This window comes from Streptomyces sp. NBC_00659 (genome assembly GCF_036226925.1).
Taxonomy (GTDB): domain Bacteria; phylum Actinomycetota; class Actinomycetes; order Streptomycetales; family Streptomycetaceae; genus Streptomyces.
The window spans coordinates 6,407,169-6,430,269 of the sequence record NZ_CP109031.1; the positions used below are offsets into that span (position 1 = coordinate 6,407,169).

General features: G+C 68.9%; 25 protein-coding genes. 21 read left to right on the plus strand and 4 right to left on the minus strand.

Annotated features, from left to right (window positions below; translation table 11 throughout):
* The first annotated feature begins 103 nt into the window (after positions 1-103).
* The 19 genes from OG410_RS28120 (at position 104) to OG410_RS28210 (ending at position 16,788) form a co-directional block, all read left to right on the plus strand.
* Positions 104-1,240, plus strand: coding sequence for an LCP family protein (locus tag OG410_RS28120; protein ID WP_329301669.1), 1,137 nt, complete (start codon positions 104-106; stop codon positions 1,238-1,240).
* Positions 1,241-1,453: 213 nt separating this feature from the next.
* Positions 1,454-1,675 (plus strand): 50S ribosomal protein L31, encoded by a 222-nt coding sequence (rpmE, locus tag OG410_RS28125; RefSeq protein ID WP_100595864.1) that lies wholly within the window; start codon positions 1,454-1,456, stop codon positions 1,673-1,675.
* A 170-nt stretch (positions 1,676-1,845) separates the two neighbouring features.
* Positions 1,846-2,922 (plus strand): peptide chain release factor 1, encoded by a 1,077-nt coding sequence (prfA, locus tag OG410_RS28130; protein WP_329301670.1) that lies wholly within the window; start codon positions 1,846-1,848, stop codon positions 2,920-2,922.
* A 78-nt stretch (positions 2,923-3,000) separates the two neighbouring features.
* Positions 3,001-3,840 (plus strand): peptide chain release factor N(5)-glutamine methyltransferase, encoded by an 840-nt coding sequence (prmC, locus tag OG410_RS28135; RefSeq protein ID WP_326785495.1) that lies wholly within the window; start codon positions 3,001-3,003, stop codon positions 3,838-3,840.
* Positions 3,837-3,959, plus strand: coding sequence for a hypothetical protein (locus tag OG410_RS28140; RefSeq protein ID WP_329301671.1), 123 nt, complete (start codon positions 3,837-3,839; stop codon positions 3,957-3,959). Before prmC ends, OG410_RS28140 begins: the two co-directional genes overlap by 4 nt.
* The gene (locus tag OG410_RS28145; RefSeq protein ID WP_326785493.1) at positions 3,960-4,607 is read left to right on the plus strand and encodes an L-threonylcarbamoyladenylate synthase; all 648 of its coding nucleotides are present in this window, start codon (positions 3,960-3,962) and stop codon (positions 4,605-4,607) included. It abuts the gene before it with no gap.
* A gap of 52 nt (positions 4,608-4,659) precedes the next feature.
* Entirely contained in the window at positions 4,660-5,307 is a 648-nt protein-coding gene (locus OG410_RS28150; RefSeq protein ID WP_329301672.1) for an arsenate reductase/protein-tyrosine-phosphatase family protein, read from the plus strand.
* Between the two features lie 71 nt (positions 5,308-5,378).
* Positions 5,379-6,617 (plus strand): serine hydroxymethyltransferase, encoded by a 1,239-nt coding sequence (glyA, locus tag OG410_RS28155; protein ID WP_329301673.1) that lies wholly within the window; start codon positions 5,379-5,381, stop codon positions 6,615-6,617.
* Positions 6,618-6,746: 129 nt separating this feature from the next.
* A complete protein-coding gene (locus OG410_RS28160; RefSeq protein WP_328671434.1) occupies positions 6,747-8,102 on the plus strand; it encodes an MraY family glycosyltransferase in 1,356 nt (451 codons plus the stop codon).
* Between the two features lie 294 nt (positions 8,103-8,396).
* The gene (locus OG410_RS28165; RefSeq protein WP_326785487.1) at positions 8,397-8,834 is read left to right on the plus strand and encodes a hypothetical protein; all 438 of its coding nucleotides are present in this window, start codon (positions 8,397-8,399) and stop codon (positions 8,832-8,834) included.
* 210 nt (positions 8,835-9,044) lie between these two features.
* Positions 9,045-9,881: a F0F1 ATP synthase subunit A gene (gene atpB, locus OG410_RS28170; RefSeq protein ID WP_329304277.1), complete on the plus strand. Its 837-nt coding sequence runs from the start codon at positions 9,045-9,047 to the stop codon at positions 9,879-9,881.
* Positions 9,882-9,953: 72 nt separating this feature from the next.
* Positions 9,954-10,184, plus strand: coding sequence for an ATP synthase F0 subunit C (atpE, locus tag OG410_RS28175; protein WP_028804225.1), 231 nt, complete (start codon positions 9,954-9,956; stop codon positions 10,182-10,184).
* 42 nt (positions 10,185-10,226) lie between these two features.
* Complete coding sequence (locus tag OG410_RS28180) at positions 10,227-10,772, plus strand: F0F1 ATP synthase subunit B (RefSeq protein WP_329301674.1); 546 nt, start codon at positions 10,227-10,229, stop codon at positions 10,770-10,772.
* Entirely contained in the window at positions 10,769-11,590 is an 822-nt protein-coding gene (locus tag OG410_RS28185) for a F0F1 ATP synthase subunit delta (RefSeq protein WP_329301675.1), read from the plus strand. The genes OG410_RS28180 and OG410_RS28185 overlap by 4 nt, the downstream gene beginning before the upstream one ends.
* 127 nt (positions 11,591-11,717) lie before the next feature.
* Entirely contained in the window at positions 11,718-13,307 is a 1,590-nt protein-coding gene (gene atpA / locus OG410_RS28190; protein ID WP_328671437.1) for a F0F1 ATP synthase subunit alpha, read from the plus strand.
* Positions 13,308-13,328: 21 nt separating this feature from the next.
* Positions 13,329-14,243, plus strand: coding sequence for a F0F1 ATP synthase subunit gamma (locus OG410_RS28195; RefSeq protein ID WP_329301676.1), 915 nt, complete (start codon positions 13,329-13,331; stop codon positions 14,241-14,243).
* Positions 14,243-15,679, plus strand: a complete 1,437-nt coding sequence (gene atpD, locus OG410_RS28200; RefSeq protein ID WP_329301677.1) for a F0F1 ATP synthase subunit beta — start codon at positions 14,243-14,245, stop codon at positions 15,677-15,679. The genes OG410_RS28195 and atpD overlap by 1 nt, the downstream gene beginning before the upstream one ends.
* 127 nt (positions 15,680-15,806) lie before the next feature.
* Positions 15,807-16,181 carry a F0F1 ATP synthase subunit epsilon gene (locus tag OG410_RS28205; protein ID WP_328448111.1) on the plus strand — a complete coding sequence of 125 codons (375 nt, stop codon included), beginning with the start codon at positions 15,807-15,809 and terminating at the stop codon, positions 16,179-16,181.
* Between the two features lie 160 nt (positions 16,182-16,341).
* On the plus strand, positions 16,342-16,788 hold the full coding sequence (locus OG410_RS28210) for a DUF2550 domain-containing protein (protein ID WP_329301678.1): 447 nt from the start codon (positions 16,342-16,344) through the stop codon (positions 16,786-16,788).
* Between the two features lie 116 nt (positions 16,789-16,904).
* Here OG410_RS28210 and OG410_RS28215 read toward each other — a convergent pair whose 3' ends face one another.
* The 4 genes from OG410_RS28215 to OG410_RS28230 form a co-directional block, all read right to left on the minus strand.
* Positions 16,905-18,731 carry a glycoside hydrolase family 18 chitinase gene (locus OG410_RS28215; RefSeq protein ID WP_329301679.1) on the minus strand — a complete coding sequence of 609 codons (1,827 nt, stop codon included), beginning with the start codon at positions 18,729-18,731 and terminating at the stop codon, positions 16,905-16,907.
* A 393-nt stretch (positions 18,732-19,124) separates the two neighbouring features.
* Positions 19,125-19,697, minus strand: a complete 573-nt coding sequence (locus OG410_RS28220; RefSeq protein ID WP_329301680.1) for a cob(I)yrinic acid a,c-diamide adenosyltransferase — start codon at positions 19,695-19,697, stop codon at positions 19,125-19,127.
* 13 nt (positions 19,698-19,710) lie between these two features.
* Complete coding sequence (locus tag OG410_RS28225) at positions 19,711-20,460, minus strand: ABC transporter permease (protein ID WP_329301681.1); 750 nt, start codon at positions 20,458-20,460, stop codon at positions 19,711-19,713.
* A gap of 13 nt (positions 20,461-20,473) precedes the next feature.
* On the minus strand, positions 20,474-21,256 hold the full coding sequence (locus OG410_RS28230) for an ABC transporter ATP-binding protein (protein WP_329301682.1): 783 nt from the start codon (positions 21,254-21,256) through the stop codon (positions 20,474-20,476).
* Between the two features lie 81 nt (positions 21,257-21,337).
* Here OG410_RS28230 and OG410_RS28235 point away from each other — a divergent pair, with 81 nt between their 5' ends.
* Together OG410_RS28235 and OG410_RS28240 are read left to right on the plus strand one after the other, a co-directional pair.
* Positions 21,338-21,970: a TetR/AcrR family transcriptional regulator gene (locus OG410_RS28235; RefSeq protein WP_329301683.1), complete on the plus strand. Its 633-nt coding sequence runs from the start codon at positions 21,338-21,340 to the stop codon at positions 21,968-21,970.
* Positions 21,971-22,120: 150 nt separating this feature from the next.
* The gene (locus OG410_RS28240) at positions 22,121-22,969 is read left to right on the plus strand and encodes a 3-hydroxyacyl-CoA dehydrogenase family protein (RefSeq protein ID WP_329301684.1); all 849 of its coding nucleotides are present in this window, start codon (positions 22,121-22,123) and stop codon (positions 22,967-22,969) included.
* Positions 22,970-23,101 lie beyond the last annotated feature (132 nt).

Genomic DNA, 23,101 nt, shown 5'->3' on the forward strand with positions numbered 1-23,101 from the left:
ACGGAGTGACCATGGAGCGGTACGCCTTGTCACGACCGGATGGGCCTGGCCCTGAAAGCAGGGGGTAACCGACCGTAAACGTAAAGAGGAAGCCGAGGAACACATGCCCGCCGAGAGCACGCCGGAGCCCGCCATACCGGGCGACCCCGGCGACAGCACCCCGCCCCGCCCGAAGGACGGCCGCCGCAAGGCCCGCAGCCCGCGCAGCAAGGCCCTGCTCGTCACGGCCTGGACCGCGGCGGGTGTCGTGGCGCTCGGCGGCGCCGGAGCCGGGTATCTGTTCTTCAAGCTCAACGGCAACCTCAAGAGCGTCGACATCAACCAGGCGCTAGGCAGCGAGCGGCCCCTGAAGGTCGACAACGGCTCGGAGAACATCCTGGTCCTGGGCTCCGACACCCGCTCCGGAACCAACAAGAAGCTCGGCGGCGGCACCGACGACGGCAGCGCCCGCTCCGACACCGCGATGATCGTCCACGTGTACAAGGGCCACAAGCGGGCCAGTGTGGTCTCCGTCCCCCGTGACACGCTCGTCGAGCGGCCCTCCTGCACCGACTCCAAGGGCACCGTCCACGGCGCGGTCTCCGGCGCGATGTTCAACTCCGCCTACTCCACCGGCGGCGCCGCCTGCGCGGTGAAGACCGTCGAGTCCATGACCGGCATCCGCATGGACCACTACATCGAGATCGACTTCAGCGGCTTCCAGAAGCTGGTCGACGACCTCGGCGGCGTCACGATCACCACGACCAAGGCCATCTCGGACCACGAGAGCCATCTGCAGCTGACGGCCGGGTCCCACGAGCTCGACGGCAAGCAGGCGCTCGGCCTGGTCCGTACCCGGCACGGCGTCGGCGACGGCTCCGACCTCGGCCGCATCCAGCTCCAGCAGGCGTTCATGAAGGCCCTGGTCGACCAGGTCAAGGACATCGGTCTCCTGTCCAACCCGAAAAAGCTGTACGACCTCGCCGACACCGCGACCAAGACGGTGACCACCGACTCCGACCTCGGCAGCGTCACCGCCCTCGCCTCCTTCGCGGGCGGCCTCAAGGGCATCGGCTCGTCCCACATGACCATGGTGACGATGCCGGTCCAGTACGACCCGGCCGACGCCAACCGCGTCCTGGTCGACAAGACCAAGTCCGAGCTGATGTGGAAGGCGCTGAAGGCCGACCGGCCGATCCCGAAGGCGGCCACCGAGGGAACCGCCACCGGCACCGCGAAGGGCGTCGTCAGCCCCGGCTGAGCCCCCGCCGAGCTTCCACCGAGCCCCGGCCGAGCCCGTGCGGCCCGGGCGCGGACCGTCCCCGAGCCGCACGGGGCCGCACGGGGAATAGATCGTCGCGTCCCTCCGTTTTGGGGGATACGGCCAGTGCTGGCAGACTGGTACGTCGGCCCCGGTTCACGCATCCGCATCCAGCGGCGGCGACCCGGTGCCCTCCCGAAACTAGGAGACACCTTGAAGCGCGACATCCACCCCGAGTACGTCGAGACGCAGGTCAGCTGTACCTGTGGCGCGTCGTTCACCACCCGCAGCACGATCTCCAGCGGCACCGTCCGCGCCGAGGTCTGCTCCGAGTGCCACCCGTTCTACACGGGCAAGCAGAAGATCCTCGACACCGGTGGCCGTGTGGCCCGCTTCGAGGCCCGCTTCGGCAAGGCTGCCGCTGCCAACAAGTAGCGAGCCCACAGCGCCGGTCTTCGGAGTCCCCCGCACGGGGACGCCGGGACCGGCGCTTTGCGGTCCAGCCCCCTCCCCGGGCTCTCGACGCGTTCGAGCAGGGGAACCCCACGCCGTACCTACGTCCCCACGCCCTGCACAGAGCCGGGGACAGTCCATTGGAGCCGGAGATGTTCGAGGCGGTCGAGGAACTGATCGGCGAGCACGCCGATCTGGAGAAGAAGCTCGCTGACCCGTCGGTGCACGCCGACCAGGCCAACGCGCGCAAGCTCAACAAGCGCTACGCCGAGCTGACCCCGATCGTCGCGACGTACCGCTCCTGGAAGCAGACCGGGGACGACATCGGCACGGCCAAGGAGTTCGCCGCCGTCGACCCCGACTTCGCCGCCGAGGTCAAGGACCTGGAGAAGCAGAAGGAGGAGCTCACCGAGAAGCTCCGCCTGCTGCTGGTCCCGCGCGACCCGAGCGACGACAAGGACGTCATCCTGGAGATCAAGGCGGGCGCCGGAGGCGACGAGTCCGCCCTGTTCGCCGGTGACCTGCTGCGCATGTACCTGCGCTACGCCGAGCGCGTCGGCTGGAAGACCGAGCTCATCGACGCCACCGAGTCCGAGCTCGGCGGCTACAAGGACGTCCAGGTCGCGGTGAAGACCAAGGGCGGACAGGGTGCCACCGAGCCCGGCCAGGGCGTCTGGGCCCGGCTGAAGTACGAGGGCGGTGTGCACCGGGTGCAGCGCGTGCCCTCGACCGAGTCGCAGGGCCGGATCCACACGTCGGCCGCCGGTGTCCTGGTCACGCCCGAGGCCGAGGAGGTCGACGTCGAGATCCTCGCGAACGATCTCCGCATCGACGTCTACCGCTCCTCGGGCCCCGGCGGCCAGTCCGTCAACACGACCGACTCCGCGGTGCGCATCACGCACATTCCCACCGGAGTCGTCGCCTCCTGCCAGAACGAGAAGAGCCAGCTGCAGAACAAGGAGCAGGCGATGCGTATCCTGCGCTCCAGGCTCCTCGCGGCGGCGCAGGAGGAAGCGGAGCGGGAAGCCTCCGACGTCCGCCGCAGCCAGGTCCGCACGGTCGACCGCTCCGAGAAGATCCGTACGTACAACTTCCCGGAGAATCGCATCTCGGACCACCGCGTCGGCTTCAAGGCGTACAACTTGGACCAGGTGCTGGACGGCGAGCTCGACTCGGTCATCCAGGCCTGCGTCGACGCGGACTCGGCCGCCAAGCTCGCCAACGCGTAACAGCAAACGACAACAGCTCAGCCCCGGAGGACCAGCGTGCAGCAACATTTTGGGGGTCGACCCCCAAACCCCCGCAGCGTGCTGCTCGCGGAAGTGGCCCAGGCCACCCAGCGGCTGGCCGACGCCGGCGTGCCCTCGCCGCGCAACGACGCGGAGGAGCTCGCCGCCTTCGTCCACGGAGTGAAGCGGGGCGAGCTGCACAGCGTCAAGGACGCGGACTTCGACGCCCGCTACTGGGAGGTGACCGCGCGCCGTGAGGCCCGCGAGCCGCTCCAGCACATCACCGGGCGCGCCTACTTCCGCTACCTCGAACTCCAGGTGGGGCCCGGCGTCTTCGTCCCCCGCCCGGAGACCGAGTCGGTCGTCGGCTGGGCCATAGACGCCGTCCGCGCGATGGACGTCGTCGAACCGATGATCGTCGACCTGTGCACCGGCTCGGGCGCCATCGCGCTCGCGCTCGCCCAGGAGGTCCCGCGCTCCCGTGTGCACGCCGTGGAGCTGTCCGAGGACGCCCTCCGGTGGACGCGCAAGAACGTCGAGGGGTCCAGGGTCGACCTGCGCCAGGGAGACGCCCTCACGTCGTTCCCGGACCTCGACGGCCAGGTCGACCTGGTGATCTCCAACCCTCCGTACATCCCGCTCACCGAATGGGAGTACGTGCAGCCTGAGGCCCGGGACCACGACCCGGAGCTCGCCCTGTTCTCCGGCGAGGACGGACTCGACCTCATCCGCGGCATCGAGCGCACCGCGCACCGGTTGCTGCGGCCCGGCGGCGTCGTCGTCATCGAGCACGCCGACACCCAGGGCGGACAGGTGCCGTGGATCTTCACCGAGGAGCGGGGCTGGGCCGACGCGGCCGACCACCCGGATCTCAACAACCGGCCGCGGTTCGCGACCGCCCGCAAGGCGATGCCGTGAGCGCGGCTCACCCGGTCCCGGCGCGCGGCGGCGCCGTGGTGCGCCCGCGCGTCGCCTTCGACCGCATCGCGTTTCTTCGCACCCCCAGCCAGCAGTACGTGTATGAGGAGGCCCGCTAAATGGCACGGCGATACGACACCAACGACGCGACCGACCGCACCACAGGTCTGCGTGAGGCGGCGTCCGCCGTCCGCCGTGGCGAACTGGTGGTCCTCCCCACCGACACCGTCTACGGCATCGGCGCCGACGCGTTCACCTCGGAGGCCGTCGCCGGCCTGCTCGACGCTAAGGGCCGGGGCCGCAACATGCCCACCCCTGTCCTCATCGGCTCCCCGAACACCCTGCACGGCCTCGTCACGGACTTCTCCGAGATGGCCTGGGAGCTCGTCGACGCGTTCTGGCCGGGCGCCCTGACCCTCGTCGCCAAGCACCAGCCGTCGCTCCAGTGGGACCTGGGGGACACCCGGGGCACGGTGGCGATCCGTATGCCGCTGCACCCTGTCGCCATCGAGCTCCTCACGGAGGTCGGCCCGATGGCCGTCTCCTCCGCCAACCTCACCGGCCACCCCGCGCCGGAGGACTGCGACGCCGCCCAGGGCATGCTCGGCGACTCCGTCTCGGTCTACCTGGACGGCGGTCCGACCCCGGGCAACGTGCCCTCCTCGATCGTCGACGTCACCGGCAAGGTCCCCGTCCTGCTGCGCGCGGGCGCCCTGTCGGCGGAGGAGCTCCGCAAGGTCGTACCCGACCTCGAGGTGGCGAATTGACAGCCCCCGAGTCCCCCGGGCTCCCGGCTCGGCCGGAGCAGGGAGCAGTCCCATGCGTGGCATAGGCGCGGGGTTCACCGGGACCGGCGGATCCCCGAGCGGATCCTTCCGCATCCTCCACGTCAGCACCGGCAACGTGTGCCGCTCGCCGATCACCGAGCGGCTGACCCGGCATGCCCTGGCGGACCGGCTGGGCGACCCCCTGTGGGGCGGCCTCATCGTGGAGAGCGCCGGCACCTGGGGCCACGAGGGCGCGCCCATGGAGGCCAACGCCGCGACCGTCCTGACCGACTTCGGCGCGGACCCCTCCGGCTTCGTCGGGCGCGAGCTCCTCGACGACCACGTCATCCGCGCCGACCTGGTCCTGACGGCCACCCGCGACCACCGTGCCCAGGTCATCTCCATGGGGCACTCCGCCGGCCTGCGCACCTTCACGCTGAAGGAGTTCACCCGGCTGGTGCGCGCCATAGACAGCTCGACCCTGCCGCCCCTCCAGGACGGCGTGGTCGAGCGCGCCGTCGCGCTGGTACGGGCCGCCGCCGCGCTGCGCGGCTGGCTGCTGGCCCCGACCGCGGAGGCCGACGAGGTGTTCGACCCCTACGGGGCGCCCCTGCCGTTCTTCCGGGCCATCGGGGACGAGATCAACGAGGCACTGGACCCGGTCGTCACTGCTCTGACGGGGGTACCCGCGCGGACGTGACACCGGGCGTGCGACCGGTCCCGGTTCTACATTGGACATAAGCGTCCCCCCGCAGATGTCCGGAGTCCACCATGCCGGTCGCCACCATGCCCGAAGCGGATGTCCTGAGCCGCCAGGATCCCGAGCTCGCCGAGATCCTGCTCGGTGAGCTGGACCGGCAGTCGACCACGCTGCAGCTCATCGCGGCGGAGAACTTCACCTCGCCGGCCGTGCTGGCCGCGCTCGGCTCGCCGCTGGCGAACAAGTACGCCGAGGGGTATCCCGGCGCCCGCCACCACGGCGGCTGCGAGATCGTCGACGTCGCCGAGCGGATCGCCGTCGACCGCGCCAAGGCCCTCTTCGGCGCCGATCACGCCAACGTCCAGTCCCACTCCGGGAGTTCGGCCGTCCTGGCCGCGTACGCCGCCTTGTTGCGCCCCGGGGACACCGTGCTGGCGATGGGCCTGCCCTTCGGTGGTCATCTCACCCACGGGTCGCCCGCGAACTTCTCCGGCCGCTGGTTCGACTTCGTCGGCTACGGCGTCGAGGCGGAGTCGGGACTGATCGACTACGAGCAGGTGCGCGCCCTGGCCCGCGCCCGTCGCCCCAAGGCCGTCGTGTGCGGGTCGATCTCGTACCCGCGGCACATCGACTACGCGCTGTTCCGGGAGATCGCCGACGAGGTCGGCGCCTATCTCATCGCGGACGCCGCCCACCCCATCGGGCTCGTCGCGGGGGGAGCGGCGCCGAACCCGGTGCCGTACGCCGATGTCGTGTGCGCCACCACGCACAAGGTGCTCCGGGGGCCGCGCGGCGGCATGATCCTGTGCGGTGGCGAACTGGCGGAGCGGGTCGACCGGGCCGTCTTCCCGTTCACCCAGGGCGGTGCGCAGATGAACACCATCGCGGCCAAGGCCGTCGCGTTCGGCGAGGCGGCGACCCCGGCCTTCACGGCGTACGTCCATCAGGTGACCGCGAACGCCCGGGTGCTGGCCGCGGGTCTCGAGGCGGAGGGGCTCGCGGTCACCACGGGCGGCACCGACACCCATCTGCTGGTCGCCGATCCGGTATCGCTCGGCGTCGACGGGCGTACCGCGCGCGGCCGGCTGGCCGCCGCCGGTATGGTCCTCGACACCTGTGCGCTGCCTCACGGCGACGCCCGGGGCCTGCGGCTCGGCACCGCGGCGCTGACCACCCAGGGGATGGGCGAGCCGGAGATGGCACGGGTCGCGGCACTGTTCGCGGGGGTGCTGCGCGACGAGATCGAGGGCCGGTCGGCACGCGAGGAAGTGCGGGAACTCACCGGGAGATTTCCGCCTTATCCGGACTGACCGGGGGTACGCGTACCGAGCCGCACAGCCACACGTGCAACCATCGTCGCTACCCGAAAGTCCTCAACCGTATGCGTGCATCGCTAGGGTGTGGGGCTGTGATGGCCAGCGAGACCTGTGGGGAAGCCCGTGCGTGAATACCTGCTGACGCTCTGCATCACGGCCGCGGTGACGTACCTGCTGACAGGGCCGGTACGGAAATTCGCGATCGTGGCCGGAGCCATGCCGGAAATCCGGGCGCGCGACGTGCACCGTGAACCCACGCCGAGGCTCGGCGGCATCGCGATGTTCTTCGGTCTGTGCGCCGGCCTGCTGGTCGCGGACCATCTGACGAACCTCAACGAGGTCTTCGCCAACTCGAACGAACCGCGTGCCCTTCTCTCCGGCGCCGCGCTGATCTGGCTGATCGGTGTGCTGGACGACAAGTTCGAGATCGACGCCCTGATCAAGCTCGGCGGCCAGATGATCGCCGCCGGTGTGATGGTCATGCAGGGTCTGACGATCCTGTGGCTGCCGATCCCCGGGGTCGGCCTGGTCGCGCTGACCCAGTGGCAGGGCACGCTGCTGACGGTGGCGCTCGTCGTCATCACCATCAACGCGGTCAACTTCGTGGACGGCCTCGACGGACTGGCCGCCGGCATGGTGTGCATCGCGTCCGCCGCGTTCTTCCTGTACGCCTACCGGATCTGGTACTCGTACGGCATCGAGGCGGCCGCCCCGGCGACGCTGTTCGCGGCGATCCTGATGGGCATGTGCCTGGGCTTCCTGCCGCACAACATGCATCCCGCGCGGATCTTCATGGGCGACTCCGGGTCGATGCTCATCGGTCTGGTGCTGGCCGCCGGCGCTATCTCCATCACCGGGCAGATCGACCCCGACGTGATGAACCTCTTCACCGGTTCCCCGCGCAACACCGTGCACCAGACGGTGCCCGTGTTCATCCCGCTGCTGCTGCCGCTGACGATCATCGCGATCCCGGCCGCCGACCTGGTGCTCGCCATCGTGCGGCGCACCTGGCGCGGGCAGTCGCCGTTCGCCGCCGACCGGGGCCACCTGCACCACCGCCTGCTGGAGGTCGGCCACTCGCACAGCCGGGCCGTCCTGATCATGTATTTCTGGTCGGCGCTGATCTCCTTCGGCGCCCTCGCGTACTCGGTCAACTCCGGGGCCATGTGGAGCGTGCTCGTCATCGCGGCGCTCAGCGCGGTCGGTCTCGTGCTGCTCCTGCTGCCGCGCTTCACACCGCGCGCCCCGCGCTGGGCCGAGCACCTCCTGCCGCCGCGCTACCGCCGCCGCAGGGCCGCCGCGGCCGCGGCCCGGGAGGTGGCGCCCGTGACCCACGAGGCGGCGCTGGAGAGCGAGCCGGACGAGGCGCGCGAGCACCGTGCCCCGGCGGTGGCCGGAGTCTCGGGAGTCAATGGAGCGACGGCGATCGGGACCCGTGCGCGACTTCTGGACCGGCGCGAGGCCGAGTCCTCGCGCTGAGCCGAAGGTAAGAATCTGACTAACGCGTGACCAAATCGTGGGGAAGCAAAGCGCCCCAATACCAGACAATTGGGCGCTTGAAGTGCACAGACGCGCAGCTTCACTCTCATGTGTGACAGTCAGCACACCAACCAGGTAAAGACCTCATCAAATAGTTTGTGATACGGTTCACGAGAACCCAGGGCAGAGCCGAAGGACCCCAGTACGAAGGTCCTTTGGCGTGAGGTTCTCTCTCAGCCCGGGACTACGCTCGTCCATGACGACACGCCCCCCTTAGCAAGCGGAGTTGCCGCCATGCCGTCCAATGACGCCCGGATCCTCCTTCAGGCCGCTGTACCCACAGCTGCCGTCGGCGCGATTGCCGCCGTCGTCAGCGGTGTGGTCGCCGGCGGCAAGGGAGCGCTCGGGGCGGTCGTCGCGACGCTGGTGGTGATCCTCTTCATGGGGCTCGGCCTCTACGTCCTGCAGCGCACCGCCAAATCGCTTCCGCACTTGTTCCAGGCGATGGGTCTCCTGCTCTACACGGCGCAGATTCTTCTGCTGTTCATCTTTGTCGCCGCGTTCAAGAACACATCGCTGTTCAATCCCAAGTCCTTCGCGCTCACCCTGGTCGTCACCACACTCGTGTGGATCGGCGCACAGGCACGTGCCCATATGAAGGCCAAGATCCTCTACGTCGAACCCGACTCCTCGAAGGCCGAAAAGCCCGAAAACAAGGGGCACTCGTCGTGAGGGGTAGGGCCGGGATAAGTGCACGCGGGAGATCCTGCTATCGTCCGGTGCCAACTGCGGCATCGCGGGCGCGGGCATCTGAGCTGACGCCTGTTCGATCGCGAGGCTTGATGCCCCACTGCCGCCCTCACATCCGTAACACCAGTCCAGTGCCGAACCGCGGCTGTGCGCCGCGCCGACACAACGAGGTTGCCGTACCTATGCGCCACGCTGAAGGAGCCCGCGGTGAGTGCTGACCCGACGCAGGTGCTCGCCTTCGAGACCGACTGCCACATCTTCGACGGCTGTGGCTTCCCGGCTCCCGGCCTGCACTCGTTCATGTTCGAGCCCCTCTGGGGCGACGCGGACAGCAACGTGTACTTCAACAAGACGATGCTCCTGGCGCTGCTCGGCTCGATCGTCGTCGTCGGCTTCTTCTGGGCCGCCTTCCGTAAGCCGAAGGTCGTCCCGGGCAAGCTGCAGATGGTCGCCGAGACCGGCTACGACTTCATCCGCCGCGGTGTCGTCTACGAGACGATCGGCAAGAAGGAGGGCGAGAAGTACGTTCCGCTGATCGTCTCGCTGTTCTTCTTCATCTGGATGATGAACCTCTGGTCGATCATTCCGGTCGCGCAGTTCCCGGTCACGGCGATCATCGCCTACCCCGCGGTTCTCGCCCTGATCGTCTACGTCGTCTGGGTTTCCCTGACGTTCAAGCGCCACGGATTCGTCGGAGCGTTCAAGAACTTCAGCGGCTACGACAAGTCGCTGGGCCCGGTTCTCCCGCTGGCCATGTTCATCGAGCTGCTCTCCAACCTGATCGTCCGGCCGTTCACGCACGCGGTGCGACTCTTCGCGAACATGTTCGCGGGTCACACCCTGCTGCTGCTGTTCACGATCGCGTCCTGGTACCTGCTCAACGGCTTCGGGATCGCCTACGCCGGCGTCTCGTTCGTCATGGTCATCGTCATGACGGCCTTCGAGCTGTTCATCCAGGCCCTGCAGGCGTACGTGTTCGTGCTGCTGACCTGCACCTTCATCCAGGGCGCGCTGGCCGAGCACCACTGAGCGCCCGTCTCTGAACCCGCAGTCGTCCGGTGGCCAACCCCCACCGGTCCGTAAAGAAAAGGAAGAACTGGCATGTCCCAGACCCTTGCCGCTGTCTCCGGCTCGCTCGGCTCGATCGGTTACGGCCTCGCGGCCATCGGCCCCGGCGTCGGCGTCGGCATCATCTTCGGTAACGGCACCCAGGCTCTCGCCCGTCAGCCCGAGGCCGCCGGTCTGATCCGCGCCAACCAGATCCTCGGCTTCGCCTTCTGTGAGGCGCTCGCCCTCATCGGTCTGGTCATGCCGTTCGTCTACGGCACCTGATCCACCCGATCAGCGACAGCCCACTAGACGAAAGGCACTGACATGAGCCACCTGCTCATTCTGGCGGCCGAGGAGAAGGAAAATCCCCTCATCCCGCCGATCCCCGAGCTTGTCATCGGCCTGCTCGCCTTCGTCATCGTCTTCGGCTTCCTGGCCTGGAAGCTTCTCCCGAACATCAACAAGGTTCTGGAGCAGCGCCGCGAGGCCATCGAGGGCGGTATCGAAAAGGCCGAGGCCGCGCAGACCGAGGCCCAGAGCGTTCTCGAGCAGTACAAGGCTCAGCTCGCCGAGGCCCGTCACGAGGCCGCGCGCCTGCGCCAGGAGGCACAGGAGCAGGGCGCCACGCTCATCGCCGAGATGCGCGCGGAAGGCCAGCGGCAGCGCGACGAGATCGTCGCCGCCGGTCACACGCAGCTCGACGCCGACCGCAAGGCCGCCGCTCAGTCGCTGCGTCAGGACGTCGGCACGCTTGCCACCGACCTGGCCGGCAAGCTCGTCGGCGAGTCCCTCGAGGACCACGCCCGACAGAGCCGCGTCATCGACCGTTTCCTCTCCGAGCTTGAGGAGAAGGCCGAGGCGGCTCGATGACTGCACACGGAGCGAGCCGCGAGGCAACCGCAGCCGCACGTGAGCGTCTCGACGCGCTGACGGACTCGACGTCCGTGGACGCGGCCCAGCTCTCCGACGAGCTGGCCGCGGTCACTGCGCTGCTGCACCGCGAGGTGTCGCTGCGTCGGGTCCTCACCGACCCGGCGCAGCCCGGCGAGGCCAAGGCCGAGCTGGTCCAGCGCCTGCTCGGCGGCCAGGTGGGCGGCACCGCCGCCGACCTGGTGTCCGGCATGGTGCGTTCCCGCTGGTCGCAGCCCCGCGACCTGGTGGACGCCCTCGAGGAACTCACCGCCACCGCCGACCTCACGGCGGCGCAGCGGACGGGCGCGCTCGACAACGTCGAGGACGAGCTGTTCCGCTTCGGCCGGATCGTCGCCTCGAACACCGAGCTGCGCGCCGCGCTGACCGACCGGGCCGCCACCACGGCGGCCAAGAGCGAGCTGCTGCGCAGCCTGCTCGGCGGCCGGGCCGACGTGACGACCGAGCGTCTGGTGACGCGCCTCGTGACCGCGCCCCGCGGACGTAGCCTGGAAGCGGGACTCGAGTCCCTGTCCAGGCTCGCCGCCGAGCGCCGTGACCGCATGGTCGCCGTGGTCACCTCGGCGGTGCCGCTGAGCGACGGACAGAAGCAGCGCCTCGGCGCCTCTCTGGCCAAGCTCTACGGCCGCCCGATGCACCTCAACCTCGACGTGGACCCCGATGTCCTCGGCGGGATCCGGGTGCAGGTCGGCGACGAGGTCATCAACGGTTCCGTCGCGGACCGTCTCGAGGACGCCGCCCGCCGCATGGCGAGCTAGTAATCCCATAAGCAGTAGGCAATTACGGCCCTGGTTGGGCCGTGCAGAGGATTCACCTCATCATCGGGGGGAGTCCCCATCCCCCCAAGTGAAACTTCGGGCCCAACAAGGAGAGCAGGGAACCCAGATGGCGGAGCTCACGATCCGGCCGGAGGAGATCCGGGACGCACTGGAGAACTTTGTCCAGTCGTACCAGCCGGACGCGGCCTCGCGCGAGGAGGTCGGTACGGTCACCGTCGCCGGCGACGGTATCGCCAAGATCGAGGGTCTTCCCTCGGCCATGGCCAACGAACTGCTGAAGTTCGAGGACGGAACCCTCGGTCTCGCGCTGAACCTGGAAGAGCGCGAGATCGGTGCGGTCGTCCTCGGCGAGTTCAGCGGCATCGAGGAGGGCCAGCCGGTGCAGCGCACCGGTGAGGTGCTGTCCGTCGCCGTGGGCGAGGGCTACCTCGGCCGCGTCGTCGACCCGCTCGGCAACCCGATCGACGGCCTCGGCGAGATCGAGACGTCCGGCCGCCGCGCCCTCGAGCTGCAGGCCCCGGGCGTCATGGTCCGCAAGTCGGTGCACGAGCCGATGGAGACGGGCTACAAGGCCGTCGACGCGATGACCCCGATCGGCCGTGGCCAGCGTCAGCTGGTCATCGGCGACCGTCAGACCGGCAAGACCGCGCTGGCCGTCGACACGATCATCAACCAGCGCGACAACTGGCGCTCGGGCGACACCAAGAAGCAGGTCCGCTGCATCTACGTCGCCATCGGCCAGAAGGGCTCGACCATCGCCTCCGTGCGTGGCGCCCTCGAAGAGGCCGGTGCGCTGGAGTACACGACCATCGTCGCCGCCCCGGCGTCCGACCCGGCCGGCTTCAAGTACCTTGCGCCGTACACCGGTTCGGCCATCGGTCAGCAGTGGATGTACGAGGGCAAGCACGTCCTCATCATCTTCGACGACCTCTCGAAGCAGGCCGACGCCTACCGCGCCGTGTCCCTGCTGCTCCGCCGTCCGCCGGGGCGCGAGGCCTACCCCGGTGACGTCTTCTACCTGCACTCCCGTCTGCTGGAGCGCTGCGCGAAGCTCTCCGACGACCTGGGCGCCGGTTCGATGACGGGTCTGCCGATCGTCGAGACCAAGGCGAACGACGTGTCGGCGTTCATCCCGACCAACGTCATCTCCATCACCGACGGCCAGTGCTTCCTGGAGTCCGACCTGTTCAACGCCGGTCAGCGTCCGGCCCTGAACGTCGGTATCTCGGTCTCCCGCGTCGGTGGCTCCGCCCAGCACAAGGCGATGAAGCAGGTCTCCGGCCGACTTCGCCTCGACCTGGCCCAGTACCGCGAGCTGGAGGCGTTCGCCGCCTTCGGTTCCGACCTGGACGCCGCGTCGAAGGCGCAGCTGGAGCGCGGTCAGCGACTGGTCGAGCTGCTCAAGCAGGCTCAGTACCAGCCGATGCCGACCGAGGACCAGGTCGTCTCCGTGTGGTCCGCCACCACGGGCAAGATGGACGACGTACCGGTCGCCGACATCCGCCGCTTCGAGAAGGAGCTCCTGGAGTACCTGCACCGCAAGGAGCAGGGCCTCATGACCTCCATCAAGGAGGGCGGCAAGATGTCGGACGACACGCTCACCGCCATCGCCGACGGCATCACGGAGTTCAAGAAGCAGTTCGAGACCTCGGACGGGAAGCTTCTCGGCGAGGACGCTCCGGCCGCCGCCAAGTGACGTAAGGAAGGGACCTGACTCATGGGAGCCCAGCTCCGGGTCTACAAGCGTCGCATCCGATCCGTCACCGCGACCAAGAAGATCACCAAGGCGATGGAGATGATCGCCGCCTCGCGCGTCGTCAAGGCGCAGCGCAAGGTGGCGGCCTCCACGCCGTACGCGACCGAGCTCACCCGCGCGGTCACGGCGGTCGGCACCGGCTCGAACACCAAGCACCCGCTGACCACGGAGGCGGAGACGGCGACCCGTGCCGCGGTGCTGCTCCTCACGAGCGACCGCGGTCTGGCCGGCGCCTTCAACTCCAACGCCATCAAGGCGGCGGAGCTGCTGACCGCCCGTCTCGAGGCCGAGGGCAAGACGGTCGACACGTACATCGTCGGCCGCCGCGGTCTGGCCCACTACAACTTCCGCGAGCGCAAGGTCGTGGAGTCGTGGTCGGGTTTCACCGACGAGCCCACCTACGCGGACGCGAAGAAGGTCGCGGGTCCGCTGATCGAGGCCATCGAGAAGGACACGGCGGACGGCGGCGTGGATGAACTCCACATCGTCTACACCGAGTTCGTCTCGATGATGACGCAGTCGGCCATCGACGGCCGTCTGCTGCCGCTTCGCCTCGAAGAGGTCGCGGAGGAGGCGCCGAAGGGCGAGATCCTCCCGCTGTTCGAGTTCGAGCCGTCGGCGGAGGACGTCCTCGACGCCCTGCTGCCGCGCTACGTCGAGAGCCGTATCTACAACGCGCTGCTCCAGTCGGCTGCCTCCAAGCACGCCGCCACGCGCCGCGCGATGAAGTCGGCGACCGACAACGCGGGAGACCTGATCACCACGCTCTCCCGACTTGCCAATGCGGCCCGCCAGGCCGAAATCACCCAGGAAATCAGCGAGATCGTCGGCGGCTCCGCAGCCCTTGCCGACGCGACCGCGGGGAGTGACAAGTAATGACGACGACTTCTGAGACGGCCGTTGCCACGGGCCGCGTCGCCCGGGTCATCGGCCCGGTCGTCGACGTGGAGTTCCCCGTCGACGCGATGCCGGAGATTTACAACGCCCTTCACGTCGAGGTGGCCGACCCGGCCAACGCCGGCGAGCTGAAGACACTGACCCTGGAAGTCGCCCAGCACCTGGGTGACGGCCTGGTCCGTACGATCTCCATGCAGCCCACCGACGGTCTGGTCCGCCAGGCCGTGGTCACCGACACCGGAACGGGCATCAGTGTCCCGGTCGGTGACTTCACCAAGGGCAAGGTGTTCAACACCCTCGGTGAGGTGCTGAACTCCGACGAGAAGTACTCGGGCGAGCGCTGGACCATCCACCGCAAGGCCCCGCGCTTCGACGAGCTCGAGTCGAAGACCGAGATGTTCGAGACCGGCGTCAAGGTCATCGACCTCCTCACCCCGTACGTCAAGGGTGGAAAGATCGGTCTGTTCGGTGGTGCCGGTGTCGGCAAGACGGTGCTCATCCAGGAGATGATCTACCGCGTCGCCAACAACCACGACGGTGTCTCCGTGTTCGCCGGTGTCGGTGAGCGCACGCGTGAGGGCAACGACCTCATCGAGGAGATGGCGGAGTCGGGCGTCATCGACAAGACCGCCCTTGTCTTCGGCCAGATGGACGAGCCCCCGGGCACCCGTCTGCGCGTGGCCCTCGCGGGTCTGACCATGGCGGAGTACTTCCGCGATGTGCAGAAGCAGGACGTGCTGTTCTTCATCGACAACATCTTCCGCTTCACGCAGGCCGGTTCCGAGGTCTCGACCCTGCTCGGCCGTATGCCCTCCGCGGTGGGTTACCAGCCGAACCTGGCCGACGAGATGGGTCTCCTCCAGGAGCGCATCACCTCGACCCGTGGTCACTCGATCACCTCGATGCAGGCGATCTACGTCCCCGCGGACGACCTGACCGACCCGGCCCCGGCCACCACGTTCGCCCACCTCGACGCGACGACGGTTCTCTCCCGTCCGATCTCCGAGAAGGGCATCTACCCGGCCGTGGACCCGCTGGACTCCACGTCCCGGATTCTGGACCCCCGCTACATCGCGGCGGACCACTACGCGGCCGCGATGCGCGTCAAGTCGGTTCTTCAGAAGTACAAGGACCTTCAGGACATCATCGCGATCCTCGGTATCGACGAGCTGGGCGAGGAGGACAAGCTCACCGTCCACCGTGCCCGTCGCGTGGAGCGCTTCCTGTCCCAGAACACCCACGTCGCCAAGCAGTTCACCGGCGTCGACGGGTCGGACGTCCCGCTGGACGAGTCGATCGTGGCCTTCAACGCGATCATCGACGGTGAGTACGACCACTTCCCGGAGCAGGCGTTCTTCCTCTGCGGTGGCATTGAGGACCTCAAGGCCAACGCCAAGGAGCTCGGCGTCTCCTGAACCTCGTGTTCTGAGTGAGGGGGCGGGACCGCGCCTCGCGGGGTGCGGTCCTTCCCTCTCCGTACGCCTACTAGACTTTGACCCAACACCCGGCAGCAACGCCGGGTGGTGACCCGAGGAGCCCACCTTGGCTACTGAGCTGCACGTCGAGCTCGTCGCCGCGGACCGCAGTGTCTGGTCCGGCGAGGCCACCCTGGTCGTCGCGCGTACCGCGTCCGGCGACATCGGCGTCATGCCCGGTCACCAGCCGCTTCTCGGTGTGCTGGAGTCGGGCCCGGTGACCATTCGTACGAGTGATGGCGGGACGGTCATCGCCGCGGTGCACGGCGGTTTCATCTCGTTCGCCGACAACAAGCTGTCGCTGCTGGCCGAGATCGCCGAGCTTTCGGACGAGATCGACGTCCAGCGTGCGGAGCGGGCGCTCGAGCGCGCGAAGTCGGACGCCGACGCGTCCGCCGAGCGTCGCGCGGACGTCCGCCTGCGTGCGGTGGCGACCCGCTGACCATCGGTGCGACCCCGGCACCGCAGGCGCCGGGGGAGCACTGTGCAAGGCTTTGACTCAGCCGCGGCTGGGACCGGATCACTCCGGCCCTGGCCGCGGCTGAGGCGAATCCGGAAGTTTTTTCTTTTCCGTTACCTAGGAGACGAGGAGGTCGGTGTCGATGGTCCTCGCTCTGACTGTGTGCGGAGTGGTAGTGGCGCTCGTGGTGGTGGGGCTGTTCGTCTTCGGCCTCCGCCGCCGGCTCATCCAGCGTTCCGGCGGAACGTTCGACTGCAGCCTGCGCTGGGACGTCCCCGAGAAGGGTGACCCCAGCGGCAAGGGCTGGAGCTACGGAGTGGCCCGCTACAACAGCGACCGGATCGAGTGGTACCGCGTCTTCTCCTACGCCCCCCGCCCGCGCCGCGTCCTCGAACGCTCGGCGATCGAGGTGGACGGCCGTCGCGCCGCCGCGGGCGAGGAGGAGCTCGCGCTGCTCTCGGACGCGATCATCCTGGCCTGCCTCCATCGCGGGACGCGTCTCGAGCTGGCGATGAGCGAGGACGCGCTGACGGGATTCCTCGCCTGGCTGGAGGCGGCCCCGCCCGGACAACGGGTGAACGTCGCGTAGCGACGTTCAGGGCCCGTTGGACGGCCCCCCTACAGCGAACCGCGGGCAGACCATGAGGTCTGCCCGCGGTTCGTTTCGTGGTGCGGGGTGGAGCGGTGCTCAGTGCAGGCCGGTGATCAGCTCAGGCCGCTGTTGATGGCGCTGACCAGTTCACCGTTGCTGGTGTCACCGCTGAACTCCCAGAAGAAGGCGCCGCCCAGGCCCTGGCTCTTGGCCCACGACATCTTCGTCCCGATGGTGGCCGGGGTGTCGTACGACCACCAGTTGTTGCCGCAGTAGGCGTACGCCGTACCGGCGACGAGGCCGGTGGAGGGGCAGGACGTCTTGAGGACCTTGTAGTCCTCGATGCCCTGCTCGTACGTACCGGCGGCCGGGCCGGTCGCCGTGCCGCCGGGTGCGGACTGGGTGACCCCGGTCCAGCCGCGGCCGTAGAAGCCGATGCCGATGAGCAGCTTGCTTGCGGGCACGCCCTTCGACTTGAACTTGGCGATCGCGTCGGCCGTGGTGAAGCCCGGCGTCGGGATGCCGCTGTACGAGGTGAGCGGGGAGTGCGGGGCGGTCGGGCCCTGTGCGGCGAACGCGCCGAAGAAGTCGTACGACATCACGTTGTACCAGTCGACGTACTGCGAGGCGCCCGCGTAGTCGGCGGCGTCGATCTTGCCGCCGGAGGTGCCGTCGGCCGTGGTGGCCGCGGTGACCAGGTTGTTCGAGCCGAACTTGGCACGCAGGGCCTGCATGAGGTTCTTGTAGGCCGCGGCACCGCTGGTGTCACAGGACAGACCGCAGGCGTTCGGGTACTCCCAGTCGATGTCGATGCCGTCGAAGACATCGGCCCAGCGCGGGTCCTCGACCAGGTTGTAGCAGGACTGCGCGAACGCGGCCGGGTTGGCGGCCGCCTGGGCGAAGCCGCCGGACCAGGTCCAGCCGCCGAAGGACCACAGGACCTTGATGTTCGGGTACTTGGCCTTCAGCTCGCGGAGCTGGTTGAAGTTGCCGCGCAGCGGCTGGTCCCAGGTGTCGGCGACGCCGCTGACCGACTGGTCGGCGGTGAAGGCCTTGTCGTAGTCGGCGTAGGAGTCGCCGATCGCGCACTGGCCGTTGGTGACGTTGCCGAACGCGTAGTTGATGTGCGTGATCTTGGCGGCCGAGCCGGACGTCACCAGGTTCTTGACGTTGTAGTTGCGGCCGTAGATGCCCCACTCGGTGAAGTAGCCGAGCTTGACGTTCTTGCCGGTGGGCGGCGGGTCGGTGGTGCCGCCGGTGGTGTGGACCGCGACCGCGCCGCTGACCGGACCGGTCTGGTCGGCGGTGTCACGGGCCTGCACGGTGTACGAGTAGTCGGTGCCGGCGGTCAGGCCGGTGTCCGTGTACGAGGTCGTCGTCACGGTCGCGACCTTGGTGCCGCCGCGCAGAACGTCGTAGTTCTTGACGCCCTTGTCGTCGGTGGCCGCGCTCCAGGAGAGCTTCACCGAGGTGTCGGTGACCGAGGAGGCGGTGGGGGTGCCCGCCGCGGACGGCGGGTTGTCGCCGGGGACGGTGGTGCCGCCGTCACAACTGCCGCCGTTGAGCGTGCAGTTGGACGGGGAGCCGGAGCCCGCCCCGTTGAAGCCGAAGGAGACGGAGGCGCCCGCGGCGAGGGTGCCGTTCCAGGACTTGTTCTTGGCGGTCCAGTGGTTGCCCGAGCTGGTGACGTCCGCGTCCCAGGCCGAGGTGACGGACGTGCCGGAGGGGAAGTCCCACTGGATCGTCCACGAACTGATCGCGGTGGTACCGGTGTTCTTGACGGTCCACTTGCCTTCGAAGCCCGTACCCCAGTCCTGGGTCTTGGAGTACGTGGCGGTGGCGCTGTCGGCGGCGTGCGCCGGACTCGCGAGACCGACCAGGCCTGCCAGGGGGAGCAGCAGGGTCGCGAGCCCTGCCGTCGCTCGTTGTCTGAAGCGCATTCCGCGCCTCCTCGGGGGGAGTTGAGGGAGGGGGGCGTGACTGAGCCTTCACACCCACGGTGCCCGTGAGGATAGGAAGGTCTGGACCATAGGTCAATAGGTCTGGACCACTTGTTCCATTGTTGCACTTGATCATCAACTCCCTTGCGGTAGGGGCGGGTTGACGACCGGCGCGCACGGTCCTGGCGGTCCGGCAGGCGGATGAAGTGGGGCTTCGTGTTCCTGCCGCGGTCGGCTGGAGCCTTCGGCGGGAACGACGAAGGGCGCCTGCGGCGGAGGGCTCGAAGGTCGTTTCGAGCCCGGCGCAGACGCCCTGGTCGTGTTCGGCGTGTTCGGCGTGTCCGGGGTGTTCGGCGTGCAGGGGGTGTACGGCGTGGAGGGCCGAGGAGCCGCTCAGCGCTCCCCGCCCGGGACCCACAGCACGTCGCCGGTGTCCTTGTTCGCCGTGCGGGCCAGGATGAACAGCAGGTCCGAGAGCCGGTTGAGGTAGGTGGCGGTCAGCGGGTTCATCGCCTCGCCGTGGACCTCCAGCGCCGCCCAGGTCGAGCGCTCGGCCCGGCGCACGACCGTGCACGCCTGGTGCAGGAGTGCCGCCCCGGCGGTGCCGCCGGGCAGGATGAAGGAGCGGAGCTTCTCCAGGCGCTCGTTGAACAGGTCGCAGTCGGCCTCCAGCCTGTCGATGTAGAACTGCTCGACCCGCAGCGGCGGGAACTTCGGGTCCTCGACCACCGGAGTCGACAGATCCGCGCCCACGTCGAACAGGTCGTTCTGCACGCGGGTGAGGACCTGGACGACCTCGTCCTCCAGGCCGCCCAGGGCGATCGCCGTTCCGATCACCGCGTTCGCCTCGTTGGCGTCGGCGTACGCCGAGATCCGCAGATCGGTTTTGGCGACCCTGCTCATGTCGCCGAGGGCGGTGGTGCCCTGGTCGCCGGTCCTGGTGTAGATGCGCGTCAGATTGACCATGAGGTCAGCCTAGTTACGCTCCGGCCGTGCGGAACGCCCGTGTGCCCACCGTCACGGCGAGCGCGCCGAGGGCGAGGGCCACCAGCACCCCGTACAGCATGTGGGCGGAGGTGTACGAGCCGACGTAGGCGTCCCGCATCGCGTCCGCGAGGTAGCGCAGCGGCATGAGGTGCGAGAGGACGTCCAGCCAGCCGGGGGCGAGCGCCATCGGCAGGATCAGGCCGGACAGCAGCATGGACGGCACGGTGAGCGCGTTGACGGCGGGGCCGAACTCCTGGGGCGTACGGACCTTCATGGCGAGCGCGTAGGACAGGGAGGCGAGCGAGAGGGTCAGCAGGGCGACGAACGCGAAGCCGATCAGGACGCCGGCGAGCGGCGCCCGCAGACCCGTCACCAGCGCCGCCAGGACGAGCAGCACCGACTGGAGCACCAGGACGGCGGCGTCGCGCAGGATGCGGCCCAGCAGGAGCGCGAGGCGGCTCACCGGAGTGACACGCATGCGCTCCACGACGCCCAGGTTCTTCTCGACGATGACGGAGAACCCGGCGAACGCGGCACCGAACAGGCTCAGCTGGAGGAGCAGTCCGGGGACGAGGATCTGCCAGGACGTGCCCCGGGCGCCGAGCGGCAGACCGGTCAGGAGCGGGCCGAAGAGGAGCAGGTAGAGCAGGGGCATGAGGACGCCGAAGAGCATCGCGAAGCGGGAACGCAGGGTCTGGCGGGCATAGCGCCCGAAGATCAGCGCGGTGTCGTGGAGAAGCATCGGCCGGTACGTCCTATACGGCTACGGAGGCGGCACCGGCGGGCTCCGGGCCGCGGCCGGTGATGGCGAGGAACGTGTCCTGGAGGCTCGCGTCGAGGGAGCCGGTGTGGGCGAGCTTCAGCGCGGCGGGCGTGCCGTCGGCGACCACGACGCCCCGGTCGACGATCACGATCCGGTCCGCGAGCGCGTCCGCCTCGTCGAGGTGGTGGGTGGTCAGGAAGACCGTGGTGCCGTAGGTGTCACGCAGCTCGCGGACGAGGTCCCAGAGGGCGGCCCGGCTGCCGGGGTCGAGACCGGTCGTCGGCTCGTCGAGGAACAGCACCTCGGGGCGGTGGGTGAGGCCGAGCGCGATGTCCAGGCGCCGTCGCTGCCCTCCGGAGAGCGCGGCCGTCCTGCGGTCCAGCACGTCGGCGAGGCCGAGCTCGTGGGCCAGTTCCCCGGCCCGCTCGGCCGCCCGCGGCTTCGTCAGCCGGTACAGCCGTCCCTGGGTGACGAGTTCCTCCCGCACCGTCACCTGAGGGTCGACGCCGCCCGACTGCGCCACGTAGCCGCAGGCGCGGCGGACACCGGCCGGATCGCCGGCCAGGTCGCGGCCCGCGACCGTCGCCGCGCCGCCGGTGGGCGCGAGCAGGGTGGTGAGCATCTTGAGCGTGGTGGTCTTGCCCGCGCCGTTCGGGCCGAGGAGGCCGAGGATCTCGCCGGGCCGCACCGTGAGGTCGATGCCGCGCACCGCCTCGACCGGGCCGTGCTTCGTCGCGAAGGTACGGGCCAGGCCGGCCGTACTGATGATTGCCATGCCGTCAAGAAAAACAGAGTCACTGAAAATTTGCAATGACTCCAAAAATTCAGGAGCTCCAGCGAAAGCTACGATGCGTGCATGACCGAGGGGCTCAGGGAGCGGAAGAAGCGGCAGACCCGGCAGTACATCTCCGATGTCGCCACGGGGCTGTTCCTGGAGCGGGGCTTCGACGCGGTGAAGGTCGCGGAGATCGCGGACGCCGCGAACGTCTCCGTGAACACCGTGTACAACTACTTCCCGGCCAAGGAGGACCTCTTCCTCGACCGGTCCGCGGGCGTGGTCGACCGGCTCGCCCGCTGGGTGCGCGGCCGCCCGAAGGGCGAGTCCGCCGCCGTCGCCGTCCTGCGCGAACTGCGCGAGGAGGCCGAGGCGGTCTCGCCCCGGCTCGGCCTGGCGGTGGGTGTCGCCCGCTTCATGCAGGTCGTCGACGAGGCCCCCGCGCTCCGCTCGCGGCTCTGGGCGATCGGCCAGGAGGCCCTGGAGGAAGCCCTGCGCGAGGAGACCGGTGCGCCGCCCGGGGACCCCCTGCCGGGCCTCGTCGCCGGTCAGATCAACTGGGTGCACCAGACCGTCACGACGGCCATCAGCCGCGAGATGAGGGCGGACCGCGCCCCGGACGAGGTGTCGCGCGAGATCCTCGTGCTCCTCGACGACATGGAGGAGCTCCTGAGCCCGAAGGTTCTCGGCTACGCCGTACGGGCTGACGGATGATCCGAGGCCCGGTGACACGTCCGGACCGGACGTGACGGGTGTCTCACGCCCTGAGACCGTGACACGCGTTACTTACGGGTTTCCCGCCCCCTTCCGAACGCTACTCTCCGCCGAAGAGGCATACACAAGCAGCGTGTTAAGGGAGTACGAGTGGCTGGGAAGCTCGCCGTCATCGGAGCCGGACTCATGGGGTCCGGTATCGCCCAGGTCTCCGCGCAGGCGGGCTGGGACGTCGTTCTGCGCGATGTCACCGACGAGGCGCTGAACCGCGGCCTCGACGGCATCAGGGCCTCGTACGACAAGTTCGTGAGCAAGGGCAGGCTGGAAGCCGCCGACGCGGACGCCGCGCTCGCGCGGATCACGGCGACCACCGACCTGGACGCGGCCGCCGACGCCGACATCGTCGTCGAGGCGGTCTTCGAGAAGCTCGAGGTCAAGCACGAGATCTTCCAGGCCCTGGACAAGATCGTCCGCCCTGACGCCGTGCTCGCCTCCAACACCTCCGCGATCCCGATCACCAAGATCGCGGCGGCCACGGAGCGCCCGGAGCGGGTCGTGGGCGTGCACTTCTTCTCGCCGGTGCCGATGATGCAGCTCGTCGAGCTGGTCCGCGGTTACAAGACCAGCGACGAAACGCTCGCCACCGCGCGGGAGTTCAGCGAGTCCGTCGGCAAGACCTGCATCGTCGTCAACCGCGACGTGGCCGGCTTCGTGACCACCCGCCTCATCTCGGCCCTCGTCGTCGAGGCGACGAAGCTGTACGAGTCGGGCGTGGCCACCGCCGAGGACATCGACCTCGCCTGCCGGCTGGGCTTCGGCCACGCCATGGGACCCCTGGCCACCGCCGACCTCACGGGCGTCGACATCCTGCTGCACGCCACCGGCAACATCTACACCGAGACCCAGGACGAGAAGTTCGCCCCGCCGGAGCTGATGCGCCGGATGGTTGACGCCGGTGACATCGGGCGCAAGAGCGGGCAGGGCTTCTACAAGCACTGAACGATCATGCGGCGACCGGGATCCGGTCGCCGCATGTGCCGCGGAAGCCGTGCACACCTCTCGGATGTCACTCCATGAGGTGAATTCGGTATCGGTTCGCTTACAGACGGCAACCTTCACGGCCCTCAGGCA

Coding starts and splice junctions, on each gene's coding strand:
- OG410_RS28120 (WP_329301669.1), top strand. CDS start 104: ATGCCCGCCGAGAGCACGCCGGAGCCCGCCATACCGGGCGACCCCGGC.
- prfA (WP_329301670.1), top strand. CDS start 1,846: ATGTTCGAGGCGGTCGAGGAACTGATCGGCGAGCACGCCGATCTGGAG.
- OG410_RS28145 (WP_326785493.1), top strand. CDS start 3,960: ATGGCACGGCGATACGACACCAACGACGCGACCGACCGCACCACAGGT.
- OG410_RS28150 (WP_329301672.1), top strand. CDS start 4,660: ATGCGTGGCATAGGCGCGGGGTTCACCGGGACCGGCGGATCCCCGAGC.
- glyA (WP_329301673.1), top strand. CDS start 5,379: ATGCCGGTCGCCACCATGCCCGAAGCGGATGTCCTGAGCCGCCAGGAT.
- OG410_RS28165 (WP_326785487.1), top strand. CDS start 8,397: ATGCCGTCCAATGACGCCCGGATCCTCCTTCAGGCCGCTGTACCCACA.
- atpE (WP_028804225.1), top strand. CDS start 9,954: ATGTCCCAGACCCTTGCCGCTGTCTCCGGCTCGCTCGGCTCGATCGGT.
- OG410_RS28180 (WP_329301674.1), top strand. CDS start 10,227: ATGAGCCACCTGCTCATTCTGGCGGCCGAGGAGAAGGAAAATCCCCTC.
- OG410_RS28185 (WP_329301675.1), top strand. CDS start 10,769: ATGACTGCACACGGAGCGAGCCGCGAGGCAACCGCAGCCGCACGTGAG.
- atpA (WP_328671437.1), top strand. CDS start 11,718: ATGGCGGAGCTCACGATCCGGCCGGAGGAGATCCGGGACGCACTGGAG.
- OG410_RS28195 (WP_329301676.1), top strand. CDS start 13,329: ATGGGAGCCCAGCTCCGGGTCTACAAGCGTCGCATCCGATCCGTCACC.
- atpD (WP_329301677.1), top strand. CDS start 14,243: ATGACGACGACTTCTGAGACGGCCGTTGCCACGGGCCGCGTCGCCCGG.
- OG410_RS28210 (WP_329301678.1), top strand. CDS start 16,342: ATGGTCCTCGCTCTGACTGTGTGCGGAGTGGTAGTGGCGCTCGTGGTG.
- OG410_RS28215 (WP_329301679.1), bottom strand. CDS start 18,731: ATGCGCTTCAGACAACGAGCGACGGCAGGGCTCGCGACCCTGCTGCTC.
- OG410_RS28220 (WP_329301680.1), bottom strand. CDS start 19,697: ATGGTCAATCTGACGCGCATCTACACCAGGACCGGCGACCAGGGCACC.
- OG410_RS28225 (WP_329301681.1), bottom strand. CDS start 20,460: ATGCTTCTCCACGACACCGCGCTGATCTTCGGGCGCTATGCCCGCCAG.
- OG410_RS28230 (WP_329301682.1), bottom strand. CDS start 21,256: ATGGCAATCATCAGTACGGCCGGCCTGGCCCGTACCTTCGCGACGAAG.
- OG410_RS28235 (WP_329301683.1), top strand. CDS start 21,338: ATGACCGAGGGGCTCAGGGAGCGGAAGAAGCGGCAGACCCGGCAGTAC.